Raw genomic sequence first — 21,499 nt, 5'->3', positions numbered from 1 at the left:
TAAAAGCTGTTTTGACTGACACACTGCCTTCGCGAGCAAGCTCGCTCCCACAATAGATCGCATGAATCGCTACAATCCCCGCTCCCCCAAGGAGCCCGCATGTCCAACCTGATTGCCGACTGGCGCGACCGCCCGACTCACCGCAAGGTCTGGGCGCTCGCCGCGCCGATGATTCTTTCCAATATTTCCGTGCCGCTGGTGGCGCTGGTTGACAGCACCGTCATCGGCCACCTGCCCCACGCCCATCAGTTGGGCGCAGTGGCGGTCGGCGCCAGCCTCTACACGTTTCTCGCCTGGGCCATGGGCTTTCTGCGCATGGGCACTACGGGGTTTGCCGCTCAGGCCGCCGGGCGCAGCGACGGCGCGGCGTTACGGCAGATTCTGTTGCAGGGTTTGCTGCTGGCGCTGGGACTGGCGATCGTGCTCGGCACTCTCGGCGTGCCGTTGAGCGGCGTGGCCCTGCACTTCATGCAGCCGTCGGCCGAACTCGATCAACTGACCCGCGAGTTCTTCCACACCCGGTTATTCGGGCTGCCGGCAGCGCTGGCCAGTTACGCCCTGGTCGGCTGGTTCCTCGGAACCCAGAACGCCCGGGCGCCGCTGGCGATTCTGCTGAGCACCAACCTGATCAACATCGCTCTCAATCTGTGGTTCGTGATTGGCCTGGAATGGGGGGTGGTCGGTTCCGCCCGGGCCTCGGTGATTGCCGAGTGGAGCGGCGCCCTGCTCGGCCTGTGGCTGACCCGCGGCGCATTGCGCGCCTATCCCGGGCACATCGCCTGGACGGCCTTGAAGGTGTGGCAGAGCTGGCGCCCGCTGCTGGCGGTCAACCGCGACATTTTCATCCGCAGCCTGGCGCTGCAATCGGTATTTTTCCTGATCACCGTGCAAGGCGCGCGGCTCGGCGATGCCACGGTGGCGGCCAATGCTCTGCTGCTCAACGGTTTGCTGCTGACCGCGCATGCGCTGGACGGTCTGGCGCATGCGGTCGAAGCGTTGTGCGGACACGCCATCGGCGCCCGCGACCGGCTCGCCCTGCGCCGTTCGCTGGTGGTGGCCGGCGGCTGGTCGTTGCTGGCCAGCCTCGGTTTTGCCGCGCTGTTTCTGTTGGGCGGACACTTGTTCATCGAGATGCAGACCGACATCCAGAGCGTGCGCGATACCGCGTTCATCTATCTGCCGTATCTGGCGGTACTGCCGCTGATTGCGGTCTGGAGCTACTTGCTCGACGGCCTGTTCATCGGCGCCACTCGAGCCCGGGAGATGCGCAACGGCATGCTGCTGACCGTCGCCCTGCTGCTGCCGTTCGCCTGGGCATTACAGGGACTGGGCAATCATGGGCTGTGGATAACGTTCCTGCTGTTTATGGTCTTGCGCAGCCTGACCCTCGGCGCACTGGCCCTGTGGCTGCGGCGCAACGACGGCTGGTTCAGCGGTGCCGCTCACTGAGCCGGTGTGTGTTTGACGAACGCGACGACCTGATCGAGTACCGGCGCCAGACGCCGCAGCGGACGCGACAGGGTCGCCACCAGCGTCACATGACTGGGGCGCGAGTAGTAAAGATCCTGCACCTGTACACCCGCCTCGCGCAGTTTGCGCGCCAGGCCTGCGGTGTTGCGCGTCGGGTTGACCAGATTGTCCTTGGTCGCGGCGATCAGCAGTGCCGGAGGCTCGCCCGCCCTGACGTGGTTGATCGGCTGCGATTGCGGCGGTGAGTCCGGCCAGAAGAATACTGGACGCACCTGCGGATTCTTGATGGGCAGAAAATCATACGGCCCGGCCAGGCCGATCCAGCCGCTGAGGTCTTTTGGCGTCATGCCCACCGCACCGAGCAGCCCCGGATCCAGCGCCAGCATCGCCGCGTTGTAAGCGCCGGAACTGTGGCCCATCAGGTACAGGCGTTGCGGGTTGCCGGAGAACTCGCGGATATGCGCCCGGGTCCAGGCCACCGCCCGCGCCGAGTCTTCAAGAAACAACGGATAGCGCACCTGCGGGTAGAGCCGATAATCCGCCAGCACCGCGACAATTCCCCGCGACGCTAGCGCCTCGCCGACAAACGCGTAATCGCCGCGCTCACCGCTGTTCCAGCTGCCGCCGTAGAAGAACACCACCACCGGCGCGTCCTCCAGCGGCTGGCGCGGCACGTAGACGTCGAGCTTCTGTCGAGGATCATCGCCATAGGCAATCCCGGCGGTTTTGTGGAACGTGCCGTCGGGGGTCAGCGCATTGAGCACCTTGACCGGGGAACATCCCGTCAGCACCAGCAGCAGAAACCCGCCGAGGACTGCGCCGAACCGCTGCCACAGAGGATTTGTCATGGATGTCGCACCTCAAGATTGATCGTTCTGCCACTGTCGCCGCACATGCTCGAGCCGTTCCTGCTGGGTCAGCCCGTCCGGCACGCCTGGCAATCCCGCTCGGGGATGCTGCAAGCGTAGCCACAACCAGCCATCCAGCACGGTTCGGTCACTGAAACCCAGGCTCAGCCCCTCCTGCACATGGGAGGCCATCCGCGTGTAGTCGGTTCCGAGTGATTGGCACCAGCGCCAGATGTGGTGTTCCAACAGGCAACTTTGCAAACGTTCGCGCTGACGATGGGTAAGGCTTTCGTCGATCCCCAACGGCTCGACCGCCCACTGCGGATTGCGCAGTTGCTGCCAGCCCTGACTGCCGATGGCGAGGTCGGCCCAGGTGCCACCGAACCAGCGCATCAGCCGGATCGGCCCGAGCCAGCGGCTCAAGTCGGCGGCGTCACAGGCGTCGAAAAAATAACTCGCTGTCTGGCGGTTGTAATAACCGAGCAAGGCACGGTGATTGAGCCCGAACGAGACCGTCAGCATCCGGCGCAGGTGGCTCAGCATTACTGCCTGCGAGGCATCACTGGCGAACAACAACCCGCGCCAGGTCTGCGGATCACGCTGACACAGCGCCGCCAGTGCCGGGCAGTCATGCAGGTCGACCAGCAGCGGACCGTGCTCGCTTACCGCTTGAAACTCGGTGCCCTGGAACAGCCGCGTGCAACGTACGCTGGCGAACCCCTGGCGCAATGTCGCCAGCGCCTGCTGCGCATCGGCGCCATCGAGCAACAGCCACTGTACCTGCGGGGCAAAGCCGACGCCGCTCAAGCGGCGCCGTCCTGATCCAGCGACGCGACCAATCGGCAACTGCAGATCGACGCCGTGCAGTGGTTGTAACTGCCGCCGCCGGGCATAAGACACAGCAGCAACAGCGGTTCGGCAGACTTGAGCCATTGCGCCAGGCCCGCGCTCGGCAGCACGTCCGGCAGCGCCAATGGCGCTTCGCAGTCTTCGATCACCGCCGGCTCCTGCAGCACACCACTGATCACCGGCTGATCCGGATCGCCTTCATGAAAACTCACCACCACTTCAACGCCTTCACGCAACGATGTCAGTGAGGCGTCGCTCAACGCTGCTGCGAGCGGCAGCCAACAATGGCTGGCGGCAGCGCCTTCGCCCTGATAAAGCCAGTCGAACTGCACCGCCACCGGCCGCTGATCGTCGGGCTGCGGTTCATCGACCGTCACCACCCACGCACGTTGCAGACTGTGCATGCGCGGCCTGGCACAGGTGCTCGTCAATGTCGGCAGTTGCGCCTGGGCGGCGGCGACGATCCGGTTGCTGTAAGCCGGCTCGCTGGCGGGATCAGCACGATGCTCGATCCGGCTCAGCAACCAGCGGCGGTTGCATTCGGCAAACGGATGCGCGGTCAACGCCAGCCACTGCGCGGCGCGCAAGGTCGGCAGATCGCTGTGGCCATAAGCTTTGCCGGCCTGCGCCGAACCCGCGTCCACATCGCTGGCGTCCACCTGCATCTGCCAGCGTCTTACCGCCGGGGTGCTCGCGCCATCGTCCACAGACGCCGCGCCGGCCACGGGAAAACGCCCTGGATCATCGACAAAGACCAGACAGTGTCCGTCCGGCCGGTGCTCGAAGTAGTAGTGGATCCGCGCCTGCGCGCACAGCCGCTGCACAAACTGCAGGTCCGACTCCCGGTACTGGGTGCAGAAAGTGTGCACCGGGTATTCGCACTGCAAATCAAAACGCCGTTGCGCACCAACGATCCCATGCTCCTTGAGCACCTGCGCGAGGATCTTCGGCACGCACTGACTGCTGAAGATCCGCTGACTGAAACGCAGCGCCAGACAACTCAGCTTCGGTCCCAGTGTCACTCGACACAATCGGGCGCCCTGATCGTGCTCATGCTGAACGACACTCTGCAATTGCCCGCTCAGGCCATTGTGTCCGGGACCGAACTGCAGGAACGCCGAGCGGAAAAGCAGGCCGGCCAGGTCCAGTTGCGGATCATTGATCAACAGATCGATATCAAAGGCGAAGGGTTCGCTGATGCCCTCACTTCCGGTAAAGGCCAGCACCTCGAAGGGCTCGGGCAGCCCCGTTACATCGAGACGAAACGACGGCTCGTTGACTGATTCGAACATGGGCGGATCTCTACAGGAGGGGCGGCCGGGGATTCTCGCCGAGAGCCATGGCCGAGTAGAGAGCTGAAGTACAACTTAGGAAATGACCTACGCGAAAAGCAGACCGGATCACTTCTCCGGCTGTGGCAGGCAATTATTTCGCAGGGGATTTGGGAAATGTCCCACCGGGTCATCCGAATTTTCCACAGCTTGAGGGAAAATTTCAGACAACCCGGTGCAACAGACCTGACTCAGGAAGACAGGTAGGAGGAACGGGTCAGGCCCAGACGCAAGGCATCGAGGAACTGCGTACGCTCGCTGGCACTGATGCGGGCACTGGCGCACTTGTCGCGGTAGTGGGTCATCAGTTCTTCCGGCGACAAGTGCACGTAACGCAACATGTCTTCGATGGTGTCGTGGGTCTCGATACCGGCGTGGTACACGCTGCCATCGGCGTTCTGGTAGATGTTCACCGAGTCGGTGTCACCGAACAGGTTGTGCATGTCGCCGAGGATTTCCTGATAGGCGCCGACCAGGAACACGCCGAGCAGATAGTCTTCACCTTCGTTCAGACCGTGCACCGGCAGGCTGGTCTCGATGCTCTGCTCGTCGACGTACTGGTTGATCTTGCCGTCGGAGTCGCAGGTCAGGTCTTGCAGCACGGCGCGACGCAGCGGCTCTTCATCCAGACGATGCAGCGGGATGATCGGCAGTACCTGATCGATCGCCCAGGTGTCCGGCAGGCTCTGGAACACCGAGAAGTTGCAGATGTACTTGTCGGCCAACTTGTCGTTGAGTTCGTCGAGCACCTGGCGGTGCGAACGCTGACGTGCCTTGAGCGAGTTGTGCAGGCGACGGCACACAGCGAAGTAGCACTGCTCGGCCAGGGCCTTTTCCGCCAGGGTCAGTTTGCCGTCGGCGTACTGCGAAGCCACGTCGCTCATGTAGTGCGTGGCGCGCCAGTAAGTCTCGGTGACCATCTCGATATCGGTCGGGCCGAGCAGGTCCACCAGCCACTGCACGGTTTCCGGCAGGTTTTCCTTGTTTTCGATCAGCGGGATTTCGTCGTTGTGTTTCTCGACGTCGGTCACCTGCACCACCAGCATCGCGTGGTGCGCGGTCAGCGAGCGGCCGCTTTCGGAGAAGATGTGCGGATGCGGCAGGCTCTGCGCGTCGCAGAACTCCTTGAGCATGCCGACCACGACACCGGCGTAGTCGTCCATGTCGTAGTTGATCGAACTGGCGTTGCGCGAGTGAGTACCGTCGTAGTCGACACCCAGACCGCCGCCGACGTCGATGTGATCGACCGGCAGGCCAAGGTTGCGCAGCTCGCCGTAGTAACGGATCGCTTCCTTGAAACCGTGCTGGTAGTCAGCCAGGTTGGCGATCTGCGAACCCATGTGGAAGTGCAGCAGACGAATGCCCTGATCCAGGCCGGCAGCGCGGAAGCGCTCGACCACCGACAGCAGTTGCGCCGCCGACAGACCGAACTTGGATTTCTCGCCACCAGTGTCCGCCCACTTCGACGACGCCAGCGACGACAGGCGCACGCGCAGGCCGACCTGTGGCTTGACCTTGAGCGAGGCGGCTTCTTCGATCACCAGGCCGACTTCGGATTCTTTCTCGATGACGATGAACACATTGTGGCCGAGTTTCTGCCCCATCAGCGCCAGACGGATGAACTCGCGATCCTTGTAACCGTTGCAGACGATGGTGCCGCCCTTCGGCGCCAGCGCCAGTACCGCCAGCAGCTCAGGCTTGGAGCCGGCTTCCAGACCGATGGAAACGTTCTGGGTGGCGATGATGTTCTCGATCACCGCTTCTTGCTGGTTGACCTTGATCGGGTACAGCGCGGTGTACTTGCTCTGGTATTCCAGGCGCTCGATGTTCGAGTCGAAAGCACCGGTCAGCTGACGGACACGGTCTTGCAGGATGTCGGGGAAACGTACCAGCAACGGCAGGGACAAGCCGCTCTTGCGCAGTTGGTCGACTTGTTCGAACAGGTCGATGGGCGAACTGCTCGGGCCGTTCGGACGAACTTCGACGCGACCGGCGTCATTGATCGCGAAATACCCGGCCCCCCAATGGCGAATCCCGTAAACACTGCGGCTGTCCGCAACTGTCCATTGGCTGCCATCGTCTTTACGTGTGCGTCGTACGGACATCGAAGTCCCCTATAAAGAAGTCATAGTGCGTCGCCTGATCGCAGGCCGGCGCAGTCTAAAGAATGAAAATGACGGTTCGTCAGCGCGGCGGTAGACCGCGCTGACCGCGTGTAGTTTAGAAACCGGTCATGAACAGGCTCTGTGAAAACCATGGAGACGACGCCGGATCTGAACTGCTTCAGTGCCGGATCAAGCCGCAGATGGATTTCACAGAGGCTGCTAGCCGCCGGACTTCTTCGCTTTGAAACCGTGTTTGATCAGCTCTGCCAAGAGTAGCTCGACATGATCGCCCTGGATTTCGATGATCCCGTCCTTCAACGCCCCACCGGTGCCGCAACGTTTCTTCAACGTTGTCGCCAACTCCTTGAGGGCGTCTTCGGCCAGTGGCACGCCGGTGATGGTGGTCACCGTCTTGCCGCCACGGCCCTTGCTCTCGCGACGCACGCGGGCAATGCCGTCCCCGGCCGGGATCACGGTTTGTTTGCAGATACAGGCGTCCACCGGCTTACTGCATTCCGGGCAATGACGACCTGCGTCGGTGGAAAATACCAGGCCACCAAGGGCGGCGAAGGATGCGGCTTTTTTGGCCACCGGCAATCCTCTTGGGAGGACAAAGACTGATCGCGACCTTGGGCAAGGTCATCGACCGCGAAGCCCCACTCAGGCAGGGGCAGCGCTACTGCACCGTGCGCTTGAACAAAAGCAGGTCGGTGCAGCTTGAAAAGGTCGCGCAGTGTAACGGCAAAAAGCGCAATTGCTAAGAGCCAATCGGCGCCAATTTATGAGTTCTTTGCGACGTCGCTTTGCTGAGCCTTCAGATAGCGCTTCAACGCGGCCAGAGAGTCCGGACAGTAAGGCTTTTGCTCGATTTCGCGCATCACCTGCTCGACCGGAATAAAGCGTGCTTCCAGCACTTCTTCAGGCTGCAGTTTCAGCGGGCCGTCCCACACCGCGGAAAATGCCGAACACCACAAACGGTTGCCGGTGTCTTCGAAGAAGAAATGATCGTGGGCGGTCAATTCCACCCCGCTCACACCCAACTCCTCTTCCAGCTCCCGGGCTGCGGATTCGGCGTAGGTTTCATCGGCCTGCACCATGCCGCCTGCCGCCACATCCCAGTAACCGGGATAGATCGCCTTGCTCAGGGTGCGCCGGTGTACGCAGAGCTCACCAGCGGAATTGAACAACATGATGTAGGTGCCGCGCCCGATCAGCCCGCGCTCACGAAGATCGGCCCGCACCAGGGCGCCGAGCAGGTTGTCCTGCTCGTCGACCCAGGCGATCTGTTCGGCATCGGAGGCAGCGCGGTGCGCCGCCTCTTTGGCGCTATCGACCATGACTCAGCCCTGATTGAGCAATTGACGCAGATCGATCACTGCAGCGTTGGCCCGGGAAATGTAGTTGGCCATGACCAGCGAGTGGTTGGCCAGCACGCCGAAGCCGCTGCCATTGAGGATCATCGGGCTCCAGACCGGCTCCTGCGATGCTTCCAGTTCACGGATGATCTGACGCACGCTGACCGTGGCGTTCTTTTTCGCCAGCACATCGGCAAAGTCCACTTCGATGGCGCGCAACAGGTGCGACAGCGCCCAGGCCTGACCACGCGCTTCATAGAACACATTGTCGATCTGCATCCACGGGGTTTCGACGACTTCCTCGTCAACCTGCGGTACTTCACCAACCGCCGGCACTTCGGTTTTCAGCGCGGTGTTGAGCTTGACCCGGCCGACACTGGCCGAAAGGCGTTGCGACAGCGAACCCAGACGGGTGCCGACATCGCCCAGCCAGTTGTTGAGGTTGTCGGCGCGGGCGTAGAACAAGGCGTTTTTCTGCGTTGGATCAGACAGACGCGCCTGGTAACGGCTCAGGGAGTTGATGCCTTCCTGATATTCCGATTCGCTCGACGGCAGGATCCAGCTCTTGTTGTCGAAGTTGAAACGCGGTTCGGCCTTGGCCAGATCGGCATCTTCGGCCGACTGCGACTGCGAACGGGCAAAGTCCTTACGCAGGGCACGAGTCAGGTCACGCACCTGCACCAGCACGCCGTATTCCCAGCTCGGTGTGTTGTCCATCCACAGGCCAGGCGGAAAACGGTCGTTGGAAATGTAGCCGCCAGGTTTGTTCAGCAACGTACCGGCAACGGTCTTGAGGGTTTCGACCGTGGTGTAGCCGACGACCATCTGCTTGCCTTCTTTCTCGGCAGCCGCCTGGGCGTTTTGTGCCACCGGAAACAGCGCCGGCTCCTGGCTCCAGTACCAGCCCAGGCCGATGGTCACCAGCAGATAAATGCCGATCAGCGTGGCCAGCGCGCGGCTGAACAACAGCCCGCCCACATAGCTGCGGGTGGCCGACTTCGGCTCAGCGGCACGTTCAGGCGCGCTGCCCGCGCGGTTCTTCCAGTCCAGCATGGCGATATCCTTTCAATCACTTGGGTTCAACGGTTCGACCACAACCATACAACAACGTGCCAAGGCCGGCACCCGCCATTGAAGAGAAGCAGAAAATCCACGGAACGCGCGACATCGCCCCGCGAACTCTCTAGGGGTTTCCCTGATGCACTATCACCAAAGACGCCCCGGAACAGGCCATGGCAGATCAGCGCCTGTCTACAGCGCAGCGTTATGCACACAAGCGTTTTGACCCGTCGATCAGCGCCATACTCCCGGTTTACGGGAGGCTCACCGACGAACAGGTTCAATCCGAAACCGCCCGGTCAGAAACTGAATTGTGCAGCACCGCAGATTATTGATGCACGACACTCATATAAGGGAAAAGAGGTGCTAGCATAGAGCCACCAGTCGATCTCAGCATGCGCCCTAACTAGTAGTCAGGATATGACCGAGCCAGAAGACCCCAGCCGTGAGCGCCTCAAGCACCACTTTGCCCAGCGGGTAATTCATCAGGCACGTCAGATTCTTGAGATATGGCAGCGCCTGCAACGCAGTGAGTGGTCCACCGCCGACCTCGCCGAACTGAGCGAGGCCAATCTGCGCCTGCTGCGTTTTGCCGAGCGCTTCGAGCAGCCCGAGCACACGCAACTCGCGCGTCATATCGGTCAGTCGCTGGAAGCGGTGGACGCCAATCGCGGACGCCTGAGCAGCGGCCTGATCACTGACCTCAATCGTTTGATGCAGCGTCTGTCGCGCACCGGTCTGCGCCATGGCGATCAACTCGACCAAACCTTCCTGCCGCCGCTGCGCAAACCGATCTACGTCATGTTGCAGGATCACGACCGCGCCGAGCGGCTGGCCAAGCAGCTGGAATTTTTCGGACTGACCGCGCAGGCGCTGGACAGTGTCGCGGCATTTCGCTCCTCGATGGTCGAGCGCTTGCCCGCCGCGATCGTCATGGACGTGGACTTCAGCGGCGCAGGCGTCGGCTTGCAGCTGGCTGCCGAAGCCCAGGTCGGCCTGGAAGAACCGCTGCCGCTGTTGTTTTTCAGCCTGCACGAAACCGACACCCCTACCCGCCTCGCCGCCGTGCGCGCCGGTGGCCAGGAATTCCTCACCGGCACCCTCGAAGCGTCGAGCTTGCTGGAGAAGATCGAAGTCCTGACCTGCGTCGCCCAGTATGAACCTTATAAAGTGCTGATCATCGACGACTCCCGCGCCCAGGCCTTGCACACCGAGCGCCTGCTCAACAGCGCCGGAATCGTCACACGCACCCTGATCGAACCGATCCAGGCGATGGCAGAACTGGCGGACTTCCAGCCGGATCTGATCATCCTCGACATGTACATGCCGGCCTGCACCGGCACCGAACTGGCCAAGGTCATTCGCCACAACGACCGCTACGTCAGCGTGCCGATCATTTATCTTTCGGCCGAGGACGATCTGGATAAACAGCTCGACGCCATGAGCGAGGGCGGCGACGATTTCCTGACCAAACCGATCAAGCCTCGGCATCTGATTACGACTGTGCGCAACCGCGCCGCCCGCGCGCGCAATCTCAAGGCACGCATGGTCCGCGACAGCCTCACCGGCCTGTACAACCACACGCACATCCTGCAATTGCTCGAAGACTGCTCGTTCCGCGCCCGTCGCGAGAACAAGCCGCTGAGCTTTGCCATGCTCGACATCGACCACTTCAAGCGAGTCAATGACAGTCACGGCCATCCGATGGGCGACCGAGTGATCAAGAGCCTGGCGCTGTTCCTCAAGCAACGCCTGCGCAAGACCGACTTTATCGGCCGGTACGGTGGCGAGGAATTCGCCATCGTCATGCCCGACACCGACATAGAAGCGGCGCACAAAGTGCTCGACGAGATCCGCCAGCGCTTCGCCGAAATCCACTACCCGGCGCAACCGCACGATTTGTGGTGCACCTTCAGCGCCGGCGTGGTGGAAATGCACGAGGATTCCGACAGCCTGATGATGGCCAGCCAGGCCGACGAAGCGCTGTACCGCGCCAAAGGTGCCGGACGCAATCGAGTGCAGACCGCACGCGACTCAAAGCAAAGTGCCACCTTTTCATCGGAATCCACCGATTCGGTCATAACCCTGTAACAGAACCGCAATAAATTCAGGCGCTTACCATTTCTGCCGTTGGTAGCCGTCATGCGCCTGAAGTTGCTCACCAATCTCAACACTCTGCTGCTGGTCGCCGTCTGCGTGGCGCTCGGCGCGACGCTGTGGTGGTCGCAAAAAGCCTTGGAGCGTCCGTATCTGTTGATGGAGCGCTACCTCGGCCTGTCGCAGCAATTTCAGAATGACGTGGCGCGCAATGTCGAGGACTACCTCGCCAGCGGCGACGCCCTGCGCCTGAGCAGCGCCAGCCAAGCCATCGACGGCCTGCAGAAGGAGCTCGGCGAACTGCCTCCGGCACTGGCCGAGACCCTGCGACCAAGTCTGTCGAGCCTCGAAGAGTTCAGCAAAACCGACCTGCTCGCCGCCGGCAAACTGGCCGGTGATCCGCAAGCACTGCTGCTGCAAGCCGAACGCGAACTGAGCGCCAGCCTCGATCAACTCAGCACCTACGCCAATGGCAACGCGTCTTACCTGACGCCGCTGCTGGTCGCTTCGCAGCACCTGGGCAAGCTGTCGCTGGCCCGCGACAAACTGGTCAGCAGCGGCCGTAGTGAATTGGCCGCCGACGTCGAGCGCGAAGTCGACAACATCCGCACCCAGGCTCAGGCCATCGACGCCCTGCCCCTGCTCGGCGTGGTCGCCAAGCATGAATCCGGCAGTGATGATTTCGCCGCGATGATGGGCATCGAAAGCACAGAAAAAGCCGCAGCCGAAGACGCCGGGGTCGGCCTCAAGCGTGAACTTAACAGCCTGCTCGGTCGCTACCCGGCGGAGCTGGCACGCACCCGCGAGCAGATCCAGAAACGCACCGACCTGAGCACCGCGACCCATTTGAAGATCGCCGCCGTGCAACAGGCGATCGCCGGGCTTGAGCCGGTGGTACGCGCCCAGCACGGGCAGATTCAGGGCGAAGTGCGCCTGATGCAGGGCGTGATGATCGGCCTGATTCTGTTGATCGCGCTGCTGATCGACACCCTGCAGCGGCGCCTCGCCCGCACCCTGACCAACCTCGCCCCGGCGCTGTCGACCTGGGCCGAAGGCGATTTCAGTCGCGACATTCAGTTGGGCAAAACCAACCGCGAACTGCATGACATCGAAGCGTCACTGAATCGCCTGCGCGCGTATCTGGTGGATCTGGTCGGGACGATTCGCGGCAATGCCGAACAGGTGGCCGGCAGCAGCCGTACGCTGGCCGAACTGAGCAACGACCTGCACAGCGGCGCCGAACATCAGGCCGGCGATACCGCGTTGATCCGCGACTCCCTCGGCGAACTGGAGGCGACCATTCAGCAAGTGGCCGGTGATGCGCGCCAGGCCGCGGACGCCAGTCGCCATGCAGGGCTGGCGGTCGAACATGGACAGACCGTGATCGGCCAGAGCCTCACCGGCCTGCATGCGCTGGTCGGCGAGGTGCAAGGCAACGCGCAGATGATCGAGCATCTTGCCGAAGAGTCGGCGACTATCGGCGGCGTACTGACGGTGATCCGCTCGATCGCCGACCAGACCAACCTGCTGGCGCTGAATGCGGCGATCGAAGCGGCGCGGGCCGGGGAAATGGGCCGTGGTTTTGCGGTGGTGGCCGAGGAAGTGCGCTCACTGGCGCAACGCACGGCGGGCGCCACGGCGGAGATTCAGACGCTGATCGCCGGCCTGCAAACTGCTGCCCGACAATCGGTCGAAGGCATGCGCGCACAGGTCGAACACGCCGAAGCCACGGCCAGTCAGGCACAAGCGGCGGACGGCGCGCTGGACAAGATCGTTGGCGCGATCCAGACCATTTCCGACACGGCGATCCGCATCGCCGACATCACCGCCCAGCAGAGCGGCGCGGTCAGCGAGATTCGTGATCACAGCGAGCGGATCCATCAATTGGGCGGGGATAACCTGCTGCGCATCGGCCGCGGGCGTGAGCAGGGTGAGAATCTGCTGGAGTTGGGTGGGCAATTGCATACCGCCGTTCAGGCATTCCGCGTCTGACAGGCCGCTATCGCGAGCAGGCTCACTCCTACAAGGGAACGCATTCCAACTGTAGGAGTGAGCCTGCTCGCGATAGCGTCATTCGCATCAGCGCAAATCTTGCGGAATGACCGGATCAAATCACTCAGTCATAAATTTCGCGCAAACATCGGTCATCGTGCTGGCTATTGCAGAGAACTGGACAGTCACAAAGCCTTTGCGGCATAGTCGCCGGGTTCTGACGACTGCTCATTCATAACAAGGAACACGCAGATGGCGACGCTACTGGTGCTGCACGGCCCCAACCTGAACCTGCTCGGCACCCGTGAACCCGGCACTTACGGTTCAACGACCCTGGCGCAGATCAATCAGGATCTGGAGCGCCGCGCCCGTGAAGCCGGCCATCATCTGCTGTATCTGCAAAGCAATGCCGAGTACGAATTGATCGACCGCATCCACGCCGCTCGCGGTGAAGGTGTCGATTTCATTCTGATCAATCCAGCAGCATTTACACACACAAGTGTCGCATTACGTGACGCGCTGCTGGGAGTGAGCATCCCATTCATCGAAGTGCATTTGTCCAACGTGCACAAGCGCGAACCTTTCCGCCATCACTCTTACTTCTCCGATGTAGCGGTGGGAGTGATCTGCGGCCTTGGCGCCAGCGGTTACCGACTGGCCCTGGAGGCCGCACTAGAACAGCTTGAAACACAGGCAACGACTTGAACCACAAGCGTTAAACGCCCCTGACCGACCCTTGGGAGTTGATGATTCATGGATATCCGTAAAGTTAAGAAACTGATCGAATTGCTGGAAGAGTCCGGCATCGACGAGCTCGAGATCAAGGAAGGCGAAGAGTCCGTACGCATCAGCCGTCACAGCAAGACCCCGGCTCAGCAGTACTACGCTCCGGCGCCGATGCAGGCTCCGGCCGCTGCGCCTGCCGCCGCTGCTGCTCCAGTAGCTGCTGCCGCTCCGGCTGCCGCTGCTGCTCCTGCACTGAACGGCACCGTGGCCCGCTCGCCAATGGTAGGCACCTTCTACCGTAAATCTTCGCCAACCTCGCCAGCCTTCGTTGAAGTCGGCCAGACCGTGAAGAAAGGCGACACCCTGTGCATCGTCGAAGCCATGAAGATGATGAACCACATCGAAGCTGAAACCAGCGGTGTGATCGAATCCATCCTCGTCGAAGACGGCCAGCCGGTTGAGTACGACCAACCGCTGTTCACCATCGTTTGAACTGCGGAGAGCCTTTGATGACTGCGAAGTTGGAAAAAGTTCTGATCGCTAACCGCGGTGAGATCGCCCTGCGGATTCTGCGTGCCTGCAAAGAGATGGGCATCAAGACCGTCGCCGTTTACTCCAAGGCCGACAAAGAGCTGATGCACCTGGGTCTGGCAGACGAGTCCGTCTGCATCGGCCCGGCTTCTGCCGCTCAGTCCTACCTGCACATCCCGGCCATCATCGCTGCCGCTGAAGTGACTGGCGCTACCGCCATTCACCCAGGCTACGGTTTCCTCGCGGAAAACGCCGATTTTGCCGAGCAGGTCGAGAACTCCGGCTTCGCCTTCATCGGCCCGAAAGCCGACACCATTCGCCTGATGGGCGACAAGGTATCGGCCAAGCACGCGATGATCGAAGCAGGCGTGCCTACCGTTCCAGGTTCCGACGGCCCGCTGCCGGAAGACGAAGAAACGGCGCTGCGCATCGGTCGTGAAGTCGGCTACCCGGTGATCATCAAAGCCGCTGGCGGCGGCGGTGGTCGCGGCATGCGCGTGGTGCACAAGGAAGAAGACCTGATCGCCTCGGCGAAACTGACCCGCTCCGAAGCTGGCGCGGCGTTCGGCAACCCGATGGTCTATCTGGAAAAATTCCTGACCAACCCGCGTCACGTCGAAGTTCAGGTACTGTCCGACGGCCAGGGTCACGCCATCCATCTGGGCGACCGCGATTGCTCGCTGCAACGCCGTCACCAGAAGGTTCTCGAAGAAGCGCCGGCACCGGGCATCGACGAGCAGGCGCGTCAGGAAGTTCTGGCTCGCTGCGTCAAGGCGTGCATCGACATCGGCTACCGTGGCGCTGGTACCTTCGAGTTCCTGTACGAGAACGGTCGTTTCTACTTCATCGAAATGAACACCCGTGTTCAGGTGGAGCACCCGGTTTCGGAAATGGTCACCGGTATCGACATCGTCAAGGAGATGCTCAGCATCGCCGCTGGCAACAAGCTGTCGTTCACGCAGGATGACGTGGTGATCCGCGGTCACTCGCTGGAGTGCCGGATCAACGCTGAAGACCCGAAAACCTTCATGCCGAGCCCGGGCACGGTCAAGCATTTCCACGCCCCAGGCGGCAACGGCGTTCGCGTCGATTCGCACCTGTACAGCGGTTATGCAGTTCCGCCGAACTACGACTCGCTGATCGGCAAGCTGATCACTTACGGCGCCACCCGCGACGAAGCCATGGCCCGCATGCGTAATGCCCTGGACGAGATCGTGGTTGACGGGATCAAGACCAACATCCCGCTGCACCGTGATCTGACCCGCGACGAAGGCTTCTGCAAAGGGGGCGTGAACATTCACTACCTCGAGCACAAGCTGGCTGGCGAGAAGCACTAAGCTTCAAGTCCGCACAGACAAGGCCGCCTTCGGGCGGCTTTGTTGTTTCTGCAGATTACATAAACCCCTGTAGGAGTGAGCCTGCTCGCGATGAGGCCGGCACATCCAGCATATGTGTCGACAGCACCATCGCCATCGCGAGCAGGCTCACTCCTACAAGGGAATGGCGTTTCAAGTCTCTCCCACAAACCGCCTGCGCTCGCGTAAACTTGCGCGCTTCTCGCTGGCCGCTAGGCTGCAATCATATTTTTTCAAAGGTGCCCGCCATGCCTTGGCTGCAAGTACGTCTCGCCATCAGCCCGGAACAAGCCGAAACCTACGAAGACGCTTTCCTTGAAGTCGGCGCCGTTTCGGTGACCTTCATGGACGCCGAAGATCAGCCGATCTTCGAGCCGGAACTCAACACCACCCCACTGTGGGCGCACACGCACCTGCTGGCCCTGTTCGAGGGCGGCACCGAGCCTGCGCCGGTGCTCGCGCATCTGGAACTGCTGACCGGCAGTCCGCTGCCCGAGCATCACAGCGAAGTCATCGAAGACCAGGACTGGGAACGCAGCTGGATGGACGGCTTCCAGCCAATGCGTTTCGGTCAGCGCCTGTGGATCGTGCCGAGCTGGCACGCCGCGCCCGAGCCTGACGCGGTCAATCTGTTGCTGGATCCGGGCCTGGCGTTCGGCACCGGCACCCACCCGACCACCGCCCTGTGCCTGGAATGGCTCGACGGTCAGGACCTGAAAGACTGCAACGTCCTGGACTTCGGCTGCGGCTCGGGAATTCTGGCGATCGCCGCCCTGCTGCTCGGCGCGAAAGAAGCCGTCGGCACCGACATCGACGTGCAGGCGCTGGAAGCCTCGCGCGACAACGCCGGGCGCAACAATATTGCCGACGAGCTGTTCCCGCTGTACCTGCCGGAAGATTTGCCGCAGGTCAAAGCCGACGTGCTGGTGGCCAACATTCTGGCCGGCCCGCTGGTTTCCCTGGCGCCGCAGCTGTCCGGCCTGGTGAAAACCGGCGGTCGTCTGGCACTGTCAGGCATCCTCGCCGAACAAGGTGAAGAAGTCGCTGCCGCCTATGCGCAGGACTTTGATCTGGACCCGATCGCCAATCGCGATGGCTGGGTGCGTATCACCGGCCGTCGGCGCTAGAATGACCGCCTGCATAAACCGGATCGCCGCATGACCGACAGCTTCGTCACCCAGTGCCCGCATTGCCAAACCAGCTTCCGCGTCAGCCATGCTCAGTTGAGCGTGGCCCGCGGGGTGGTTCGCTGTGGCTCCTGCCTGCAAGTGTTCAACGCCGCCAAACAGCTGCTGGAACAACACGCCGGCAAGGAAGCGGTCACTCCGGTGGCGCCGTCCATTGTCCAGCCAGCACCGTCTCAGGCGGTGGTCAGCGAGCCACCGCCAGTGGTCGAAGCACCCGTCAATGACGAACCGCCCGCGCCGCGCGCCATCAGCCAAAAGCAATGGAGCGCCAGCGAGCTGGACCTGGACAGCCTCGATCTGGACGAAGAACTCGCCCGCCTCGAACAACGGGAAATCCAGCCGACCACCGAATTCGGTCGTCAGCGCGAAGAGTCCCTGAGCGCCCGGCGCGACAGTCCTGAAGCCGATGAAACGGAGTGGCGCGATAGCCTGTTCAGCGCACGCGACGATGAACGTCTGCCCGAGCCCGAAGATGACGTCGAGCCAGATGCCGTCGAACCGGAACCGCTAAACACCGCGCGCACCGAGCCTTCCCTGTCGCTGGAGCCGGTGGATCTGGACGATGAACCGCCGATCCCGCAACTGCGCCTGCACGACCCGATCGATCCGAATGCCCGGCGCGAACGCCTGTCGGCCAACGTCGAGCCGGACGATGACGACTTGCCATCGGTCGAACCGCTGCGCAAAAAACGTCAACGCGCCGAAGTGTTGCAGGACCTGACCGACGACCCGCTGCAACTGGACTGGCAGAAACGCCGTTCGCCCTGGGGCCGGCGTCTGCTCTGGGCTTTGCTGGTGCTGCTAGCTGCCGCCGGTCTGGCCGGCCAGTACATTGCCTATCACTTCGATGAACTGGCGCGGCAGGATCAGTACCGCCCATGGTTTCAGCAGTTCTGCCCGCAGATCGGCTGCACGGTGCCGTCCAAGGTCGACATCGGCAAAATCAAAAGCAGCAATCTGGTGGTGCGCAGCCATCCGGAATTCAGCGGGGCGCTGGTGGTGGATGCGATCATCTACAACCGGGCGACGTTCTCCCAGCCATTTCCGTTGCTGGAGCTACGCTTCGCTGACCTCAACGGTCATCTGATCGCCAGTCGTCGCTTCAAACCCGGCGAATACCTCAACGGCGACCTTGAGGGCATGGCGGAAATGCCGCCGCAGACGCCGATCCACATCGCGCTGGATATCCTTGATCCAGGCCCCAAAGCGGTGAATTACAGCCTGAGTTTCCACTCGCCCGAGTGAATCGCTTCATCGCTTCAGGTTTGACGGCAGTTTTCTGACTTCGCCCGCGCTTACCAAACCGCTGGTAATAACAGAATAACTGTTCAGATTTTGTTCAATTCAGCCTTTATCCAGTCATCGAGAGCGGGTATCATGCCAACCCTTTTTCGAACTCTCATGATCCGGCCCCACTTCAGGGAAGTCCTATGTCGGCGGTACGCATCGGCCCATATACATTGCAGAACGGTTTGATTCTCGCCCCGATGGCGGGCGTCACCGACCAGCCCTTTCGTCAGCTGTGCAAGCGTTTGGGCGCAGGGCTTGTAGTCTCGGAAATGGTCACCAGTGACATGAGCCTGTGGAATACCCGCAAGTCGCGCATGCGCATGATCCACGAAGGCGATCCCGAGCCACGCTCGGTGCAGATTGCCGGTGGCGATGCGCAGATGCTGGCGGACGCGGCACGGGCCAACGTCGAACTGGGCGCACAGATTATTGATATCAACATGGGTTGCCCGGCAAAGAAGGTCTGCAACAAGGCCGCCGGCTCCGCGTTATTGAAAGACGAAGCACTGGTGACCGAGATCCTGCAGGCCGTCGTCGCTGCAGTGGATGTGCCGGTGACCCTGAAGATCCGCACCGGATGGGATCGCGACAACAAGAACGGCCTGACTGTGGCGAAGATCGCCGAGCAGGCCGGGATCACCGCGCTGGCCGTGCATGGCCGCACGCGCGCCGATCTGTACACCGGCGAAGCCGAGTACGACACGATTGCCGCGATCAAGCAGGCGGTGTCGATCCCGGTGTTTGCCAATGGCGATATCGATTCGCCGGAAAAGGCCCGTTACGTGCTTGACGCGACCGGTGCCGATGGCCTGCTGATAGGCCGGGCTGCCCAGGGGCGGCCATGGATTTTTCGCGAGATCGAACACTTCCTGCGTACCGGCGAGAAATTGCCGGCGCCGGAGCTGAGCGAAGTGGAACGCATCCTGCTGGAGCATCTGGCCGCACTTCACGCCTTCTATGGGGGATGTGATGGGCGTCCGTATTGCCCGCAAGCATGTGGGCTGGTATCTCGCAACCTTGCCGGGCGCCAGGGAGTTTCGCGCCCACTTCAATCGTTTGGATGGTACGGAAACACAATGCGCCAACGTTCGGGAGTTCTTCGCCGAGCGTTACAAGAGCCTGACAGGGGACGAAGAAGGGGTGGCCGCATGACGATGATGACCGAGACTTTAGTGAGTGGAACAGCACCCGTGAGCGACAACGTGAATTTGAAACAGCACCTCAATACCCCGAGCGAAGAAGGTCAGACCCTTCGCGGGAGTGTCGAGAAGGCGCTGCACAATTATTTCGCCCACCTTGAGGGCGCGTCCGTCACGGATGTGTACAACCTGGTGCTCTCCGAAGTCGAGGCTCCCCTGCTCGAAAGCGTGATGAACTACGTCAAGGGCAACCAGACCAAGGCCAGCGAGCTGCTCGGACTCAACCGCGGCACGCTGCGCAAGAAACTCAAGCAGTACGATCTGCTGTAAGCATTCAATCAAACCAGAAAGGCGCCCGCGTAAAACCGGTCGCCTTTTTTGCTGACTTCCTTTGCTTTTGATGGAAATTGAGATGACCGACCAGACTACCCGCCTGCCGATCCGCCGCGCCTTGATCAGCGTTTCCGACAAGACCGGGATCCTCGAATTCGCCAAGGAGCTTGAAGCCCTCGGCGTCGAGATCCTCTCCACCGGCGGAACGTTCAAGCTGCTGCGCGACAACGGTGTTGCCGCAGTGGAAGTCGCGGATTACACCGGTTTCGCGGAGATGATGGACGGTCGGGTGAAAACCCTGCACCCGAAAATCCACGGCGGAATCCTCGGTCGTCGCGGTATCGACGACGCGATCATGAACGAGCACGGCATCAAGCCGATCGACCTGGTTGCAGTCAACCTGTACCCGTTCGAAGCCACCATCAACAAGCCAGGCTGTGACCTGCCGACCGCGATCGAGAACATCGACATCGGCGGCCCGACCATGGTTCGTTCGGCAGCGAAAAACCATAAAGACGTGGCAATCGTGGTGAATGCCAGCGATTACGCCAACGTTCTGCAAAACCTCAAGGCCGGCGGCCTGACCTACGCTCAGCGTTTCGACCTGATGCTCAAGGCGTTCGAACACACCGCCGCCTACGACGGCATGATCGCCAACTACATGGGCACCGTGAATCAGGCTGCCGACGTACTGAGCACCGAAGGTCGCAGCGAATTCCCGCGCACCTTCAACAGCCAGTTCATCAAGGCCCAGGAAATGCGCTACGGCGAGAACCCGCACCAGAGCGCGGCGTTCTACGTGGAAGCCAAGCCTGCCGAAGTCGGTATCGCCACCGCGACCCAACTGCAAGGCAAAGAGCTGTCGTACAACAACGTGGCCGACACCGACGCCGCGCTGGAATGCGTGAAGAGCTTCGTCAAGCCGGCCTGCGTGATCGTCAAGCACGCCAACCCGTGCGGCGTGGCGGTGAGCCCGGATGCCGAAGGCGGTATCCGTCAGGCCTACGAACTGGCCTACGCCACCGACACCGAGTCGGCCTTCGGCGGCATCATCGCGTTCAACCGTGAACTGGATGCCGAGACTGCCAAGGCGATCGTCGAGCGTCAGTTCGTGGAAGTGATCATCGCGCCAAGCGTCAGCGCAGAAGCTCGCGCCATCGTCGCCGCCAAAGCCAACGTGCGCCTGCTGGCCTGTGGCGAGTGGTCGGCGGATCGCGTTCCGGCCTGGGACTACAAGCGCGTCAACGGTGGCCTGCTGGTGCAGAGCCGCGACATCGGCATGATCGGCGCCGACGACCTGAAAGTGGTGACCAAGCGCGCACCGACCGAACAGGAAATCCACGACCTGATCTTCGCCTGGAAAGTCGCCAAGTACGTCAAGTCCAACGCCATCGTCTACGCCAAGAACCGTCAGACCATCGGTGTCGGCGCCGGCCAGATGAGCCGCGTAAACTCCGCGCGTATCGCCGCGATCAAGGCTGAGCACGCCGGTCTGCAAGTGGCCGGTTCGGTGATGGCCTCGGACGCGTTCTTCCCGTTCCGCGACGGTCTGGACAATGCGGCCAAGGTTGGCATCACTGCAGTGATCCAGCCAGGCGGCTCGATGCGTGATGCTGAAGTGATCGCTGCCGCTGACGAAGCCGGTATCGCCATGGTGTTCACCGGCATGCGCCACTTCCGTCACTGATACAACTCGATCCAAATGTGGGAGCGGGCTTGCTCGCGAATGCAATCTGTCAGCAACAGCCGTTTTGCCTGACACACCGCTTTCGCGAGCAAGCCCGCTCCCACATAAAGCGCTCCAGCAGCGCCTGACAGATTTTTGAGGTTTT

Annotated in this window: 16 protein-coding genes and 2 pseudogenes; 11 read left to right on the top strand and 7 right to left on the bottom strand. The window is 61.7% G+C overall.

What is annotated here, in order from left to right:
* Positions 1-99 precede the first annotated feature (99 nt).
* Entirely contained in the window at positions 100-1,449 is a 1,350-nt protein-coding gene (locus E3Z29_RS05860) for an MATE family efflux transporter (protein ID WP_098967040.1), read from the top strand.
* Here E3Z29_RS05860 and E3Z29_RS05855 read toward each other — a convergent pair.
* The 7 genes from E3Z29_RS05855 to E3Z29_RS05825 form a co-directional block, all read right to left on the bottom strand.
* Positions 1,443-2,318: an alpha/beta hydrolase gene (locus E3Z29_RS05855; protein ID WP_098967038.1), complete on the bottom strand. Its 876-nt coding sequence runs from the start codon at positions 2,316-2,318 to the stop codon at positions 1,443-1,445. The genes E3Z29_RS05860 and E3Z29_RS05855 overlap by 7 nt on opposite strands.
* A gap of 12 nt (positions 2,319-2,330) precedes the next feature.
* Entirely contained in the window at positions 2,331-3,125 is a 795-nt protein-coding gene (locus E3Z29_RS05850) for a DUF4123 domain-containing protein (RefSeq protein ID WP_134785347.1), read from the bottom strand.
* Positions 3,122-4,459, bottom strand: coding sequence for a contractile injection system protein, VgrG/Pvc8 family (locus E3Z29_RS05845; RefSeq protein ID WP_134785346.1), 1,338 nt, complete (start codon positions 4,457-4,459; stop codon positions 3,122-3,124). Before E3Z29_RS05845 ends, E3Z29_RS05850 begins: the two co-directional genes overlap by 4 nt.
* A gap of 230 nt (positions 4,460-4,689) precedes the next feature.
* Complete coding sequence (gene speA / locus E3Z29_RS05840) at positions 4,690-6,603, bottom strand: arginine decarboxylase (protein WP_003221289.1); 1,914 nt, start codon at positions 6,601-6,603, stop codon at positions 4,690-4,692.
* Positions 6,604-6,822: 219 nt separating this feature from the next.
* Positions 6,823-7,194: a translation initiation factor Sui1 gene (locus E3Z29_RS05835; RefSeq protein ID WP_007914613.1), complete on the bottom strand. Its 372-nt coding sequence runs from the start codon at positions 7,192-7,194 to the stop codon at positions 6,823-6,825.
* Positions 7,195-7,382: 188 nt separating this feature from the next.
* Entirely contained in the window at positions 7,383-7,940 is a 558-nt protein-coding gene (locus tag E3Z29_RS05830) for an NUDIX hydrolase (protein WP_134785345.1), read from the bottom strand.
* 3 nt (positions 7,941-7,943) lie between these two features.
* Positions 7,944-9,011, bottom strand: a complete 1,068-nt coding sequence (locus E3Z29_RS05825; protein WP_007963034.1) for a DUF2333 family protein — start codon at positions 9,009-9,011, stop codon at positions 7,944-7,946.
* Between the two features lie 426 nt (positions 9,012-9,437).
* Here E3Z29_RS05825 and gcbA point away from each other — a divergent pair, with 426 nt between their 5' ends.
* From gcbA to purH, 10 genes and pseudogenes are all read left to right on the top strand, one after another.
* Positions 9,438-11,108: a diguanylate cyclase GcbA gene (gene gcbA / locus E3Z29_RS05820; RefSeq protein WP_027613596.1), complete on the top strand. Its 1,671-nt coding sequence runs from the start codon at positions 9,438-9,440 to the stop codon at positions 11,106-11,108.
* 1,491 nt (positions 11,109-12,599) lie between these two features.
* Positions 12,600-13,106, top strand: a pseudogene (locus E3Z29_RS29890) (methyl-accepting chemotaxis protein); the annotation flags it as partial.
* A 252-nt stretch (positions 13,107-13,358) separates the two neighbouring features.
* On the top strand, positions 13,359-13,811 hold the full coding sequence (gene aroQ, locus E3Z29_RS05810) for a type II 3-dehydroquinate dehydratase (RefSeq protein ID WP_007914604.1): 453 nt from the start codon (positions 13,359-13,361) through the stop codon (positions 13,809-13,811).
* A gap of 48 nt (positions 13,812-13,859) precedes the next feature.
* Entirely contained in the window at positions 13,860-14,324 is a 465-nt protein-coding gene (gene accB, locus E3Z29_RS05805) for an acetyl-CoA carboxylase biotin carboxyl carrier protein (protein WP_024164417.1), read from the top strand.
* Between the two features lie 17 nt (positions 14,325-14,341).
* Positions 14,342-15,700: an acetyl-CoA carboxylase biotin carboxylase subunit gene (accC, locus tag E3Z29_RS05800; RefSeq protein ID WP_045122275.1), complete on the top strand. Its 1,359-nt coding sequence runs from the start codon at positions 14,342-14,344 to the stop codon at positions 15,698-15,700.
* 266 nt (positions 15,701-15,966) lie between these two features.
* On the top strand, positions 15,967-16,845 hold the full coding sequence (gene prmA, locus E3Z29_RS05795; protein WP_027613592.1) for a 50S ribosomal protein L11 methyltransferase: 879 nt from the start codon (positions 15,967-15,969) through the stop codon (positions 16,843-16,845).
* A 30-nt stretch (positions 16,846-16,875) separates the two neighbouring features.
* Positions 16,876-18,150, top strand: coding sequence for a DUF3426 domain-containing protein (locus tag E3Z29_RS05790; protein ID WP_134785343.1), 1,275 nt, complete (start codon positions 16,876-16,878; stop codon positions 18,148-18,150).
* A gap of 185 nt (positions 18,151-18,335) precedes the next feature.
* A pseudogene (gene dusB / locus E3Z29_RS05785) lies at positions 18,336-19,347 on the top strand (tRNA dihydrouridine synthase DusB).
* On the top strand, positions 19,344-19,664 hold the full coding sequence (fis, locus tag E3Z29_RS05780) for a DNA-binding transcriptional regulator Fis (protein ID WP_003221275.1): 321 nt from the start codon (positions 19,344-19,346) through the stop codon (positions 19,662-19,664). Before dusB ends, fis begins: the two are co-directional and overlap by 4 nt.
* An 82-nt stretch (positions 19,665-19,746) precedes the next feature.
* The gene (gene purH, locus E3Z29_RS05775; protein ID WP_134785341.1) at positions 19,747-21,354 is read left to right on the top strand and encodes a bifunctional phosphoribosylaminoimidazolecarboxamide formyltransferase/IMP cyclohydrolase; all 1,608 of its coding nucleotides are present in this window, start codon (positions 19,747-19,749) and stop codon (positions 21,352-21,354) included.
* The last annotated feature ends 145 nt before the right edge of the window (positions 21,355-21,499 follow it).

The organism is Pseudomonas sp. S150 (genome assembly GCF_004526365.1).
GTDB classification, from domain to species: domain Bacteria; phylum Pseudomonadota; class Gammaproteobacteria; order Pseudomonadales; family Pseudomonadaceae; genus Aquipseudomonas; species Aquipseudomonas putida_A.
This window is presented reverse-complemented; position numbering and strand designations above follow the sequence as displayed.

Coding starts and splice junctions, on each gene's coding strand:
- E3Z29_RS05860 (WP_098967040.1), top strand. CDS start 100: ATGTCCAACCTGATTGCCGACTGGCGCGACCGCCCGACTCACCGCAAG.
- E3Z29_RS05855 (WP_098967038.1), bottom strand. CDS start 2,318: ATGACAAATCCTCTGTGGCAGCGGTTCGGCGCAGTCCTCGGCGGGTTT.
- E3Z29_RS05845 (WP_134785346.1), bottom strand. CDS start 4,459: ATGTTCGAATCAGTCAACGAGCCGTCGTTTCGTCTCGATGTAACGGGG.
- speA (WP_003221289.1), bottom strand. CDS start 6,603: ATGTCCGTACGACGCACACGTAAAGACGATGGCAGCCAATGGACAGTT.
- E3Z29_RS05830 (WP_134785345.1), bottom strand. CDS start 7,940: ATGGTCGATAGCGCCAAAGAGGCGGCGCACCGCGCTGCCTCCGATGCC.
- E3Z29_RS05825 (WP_007963034.1), bottom strand. CDS start 9,011: ATGCTGGACTGGAAGAACCGCGCGGGCAGCGCGCCTGAACGTGCCGCT.
- gcbA (WP_027613596.1), top strand. CDS start 9,438: ATGACCGAGCCAGAAGACCCCAGCCGTGAGCGCCTCAAGCACCACTTT.
- aroQ (WP_007914604.1), top strand. CDS start 13,359: ATGGCGACGCTACTGGTGCTGCACGGCCCCAACCTGAACCTGCTCGGC.
- accB (WP_024164417.1), top strand. CDS start 13,860: ATGGATATCCGTAAAGTTAAGAAACTGATCGAATTGCTGGAAGAGTCC.
- accC (WP_045122275.1), top strand. CDS start 14,342: ATGACTGCGAAGTTGGAAAAAGTTCTGATCGCTAACCGCGGTGAGATC.
- prmA (WP_027613592.1), top strand. CDS start 15,967: ATGCCTTGGCTGCAAGTACGTCTCGCCATCAGCCCGGAACAAGCCGAA.
- E3Z29_RS05790 (WP_134785343.1), top strand. CDS start 16,876: ATGACCGACAGCTTCGTCACCCAGTGCCCGCATTGCCAAACCAGCTTC.
- fis (WP_003221275.1), top strand. CDS start 19,344: ATGACGATGATGACCGAGACTTTAGTGAGTGGAACAGCACCCGTGAGC.
- purH (WP_134785341.1), top strand. CDS start 19,747: ATGACCGACCAGACTACCCGCCTGCCGATCCGCCGCGCCTTGATCAGC.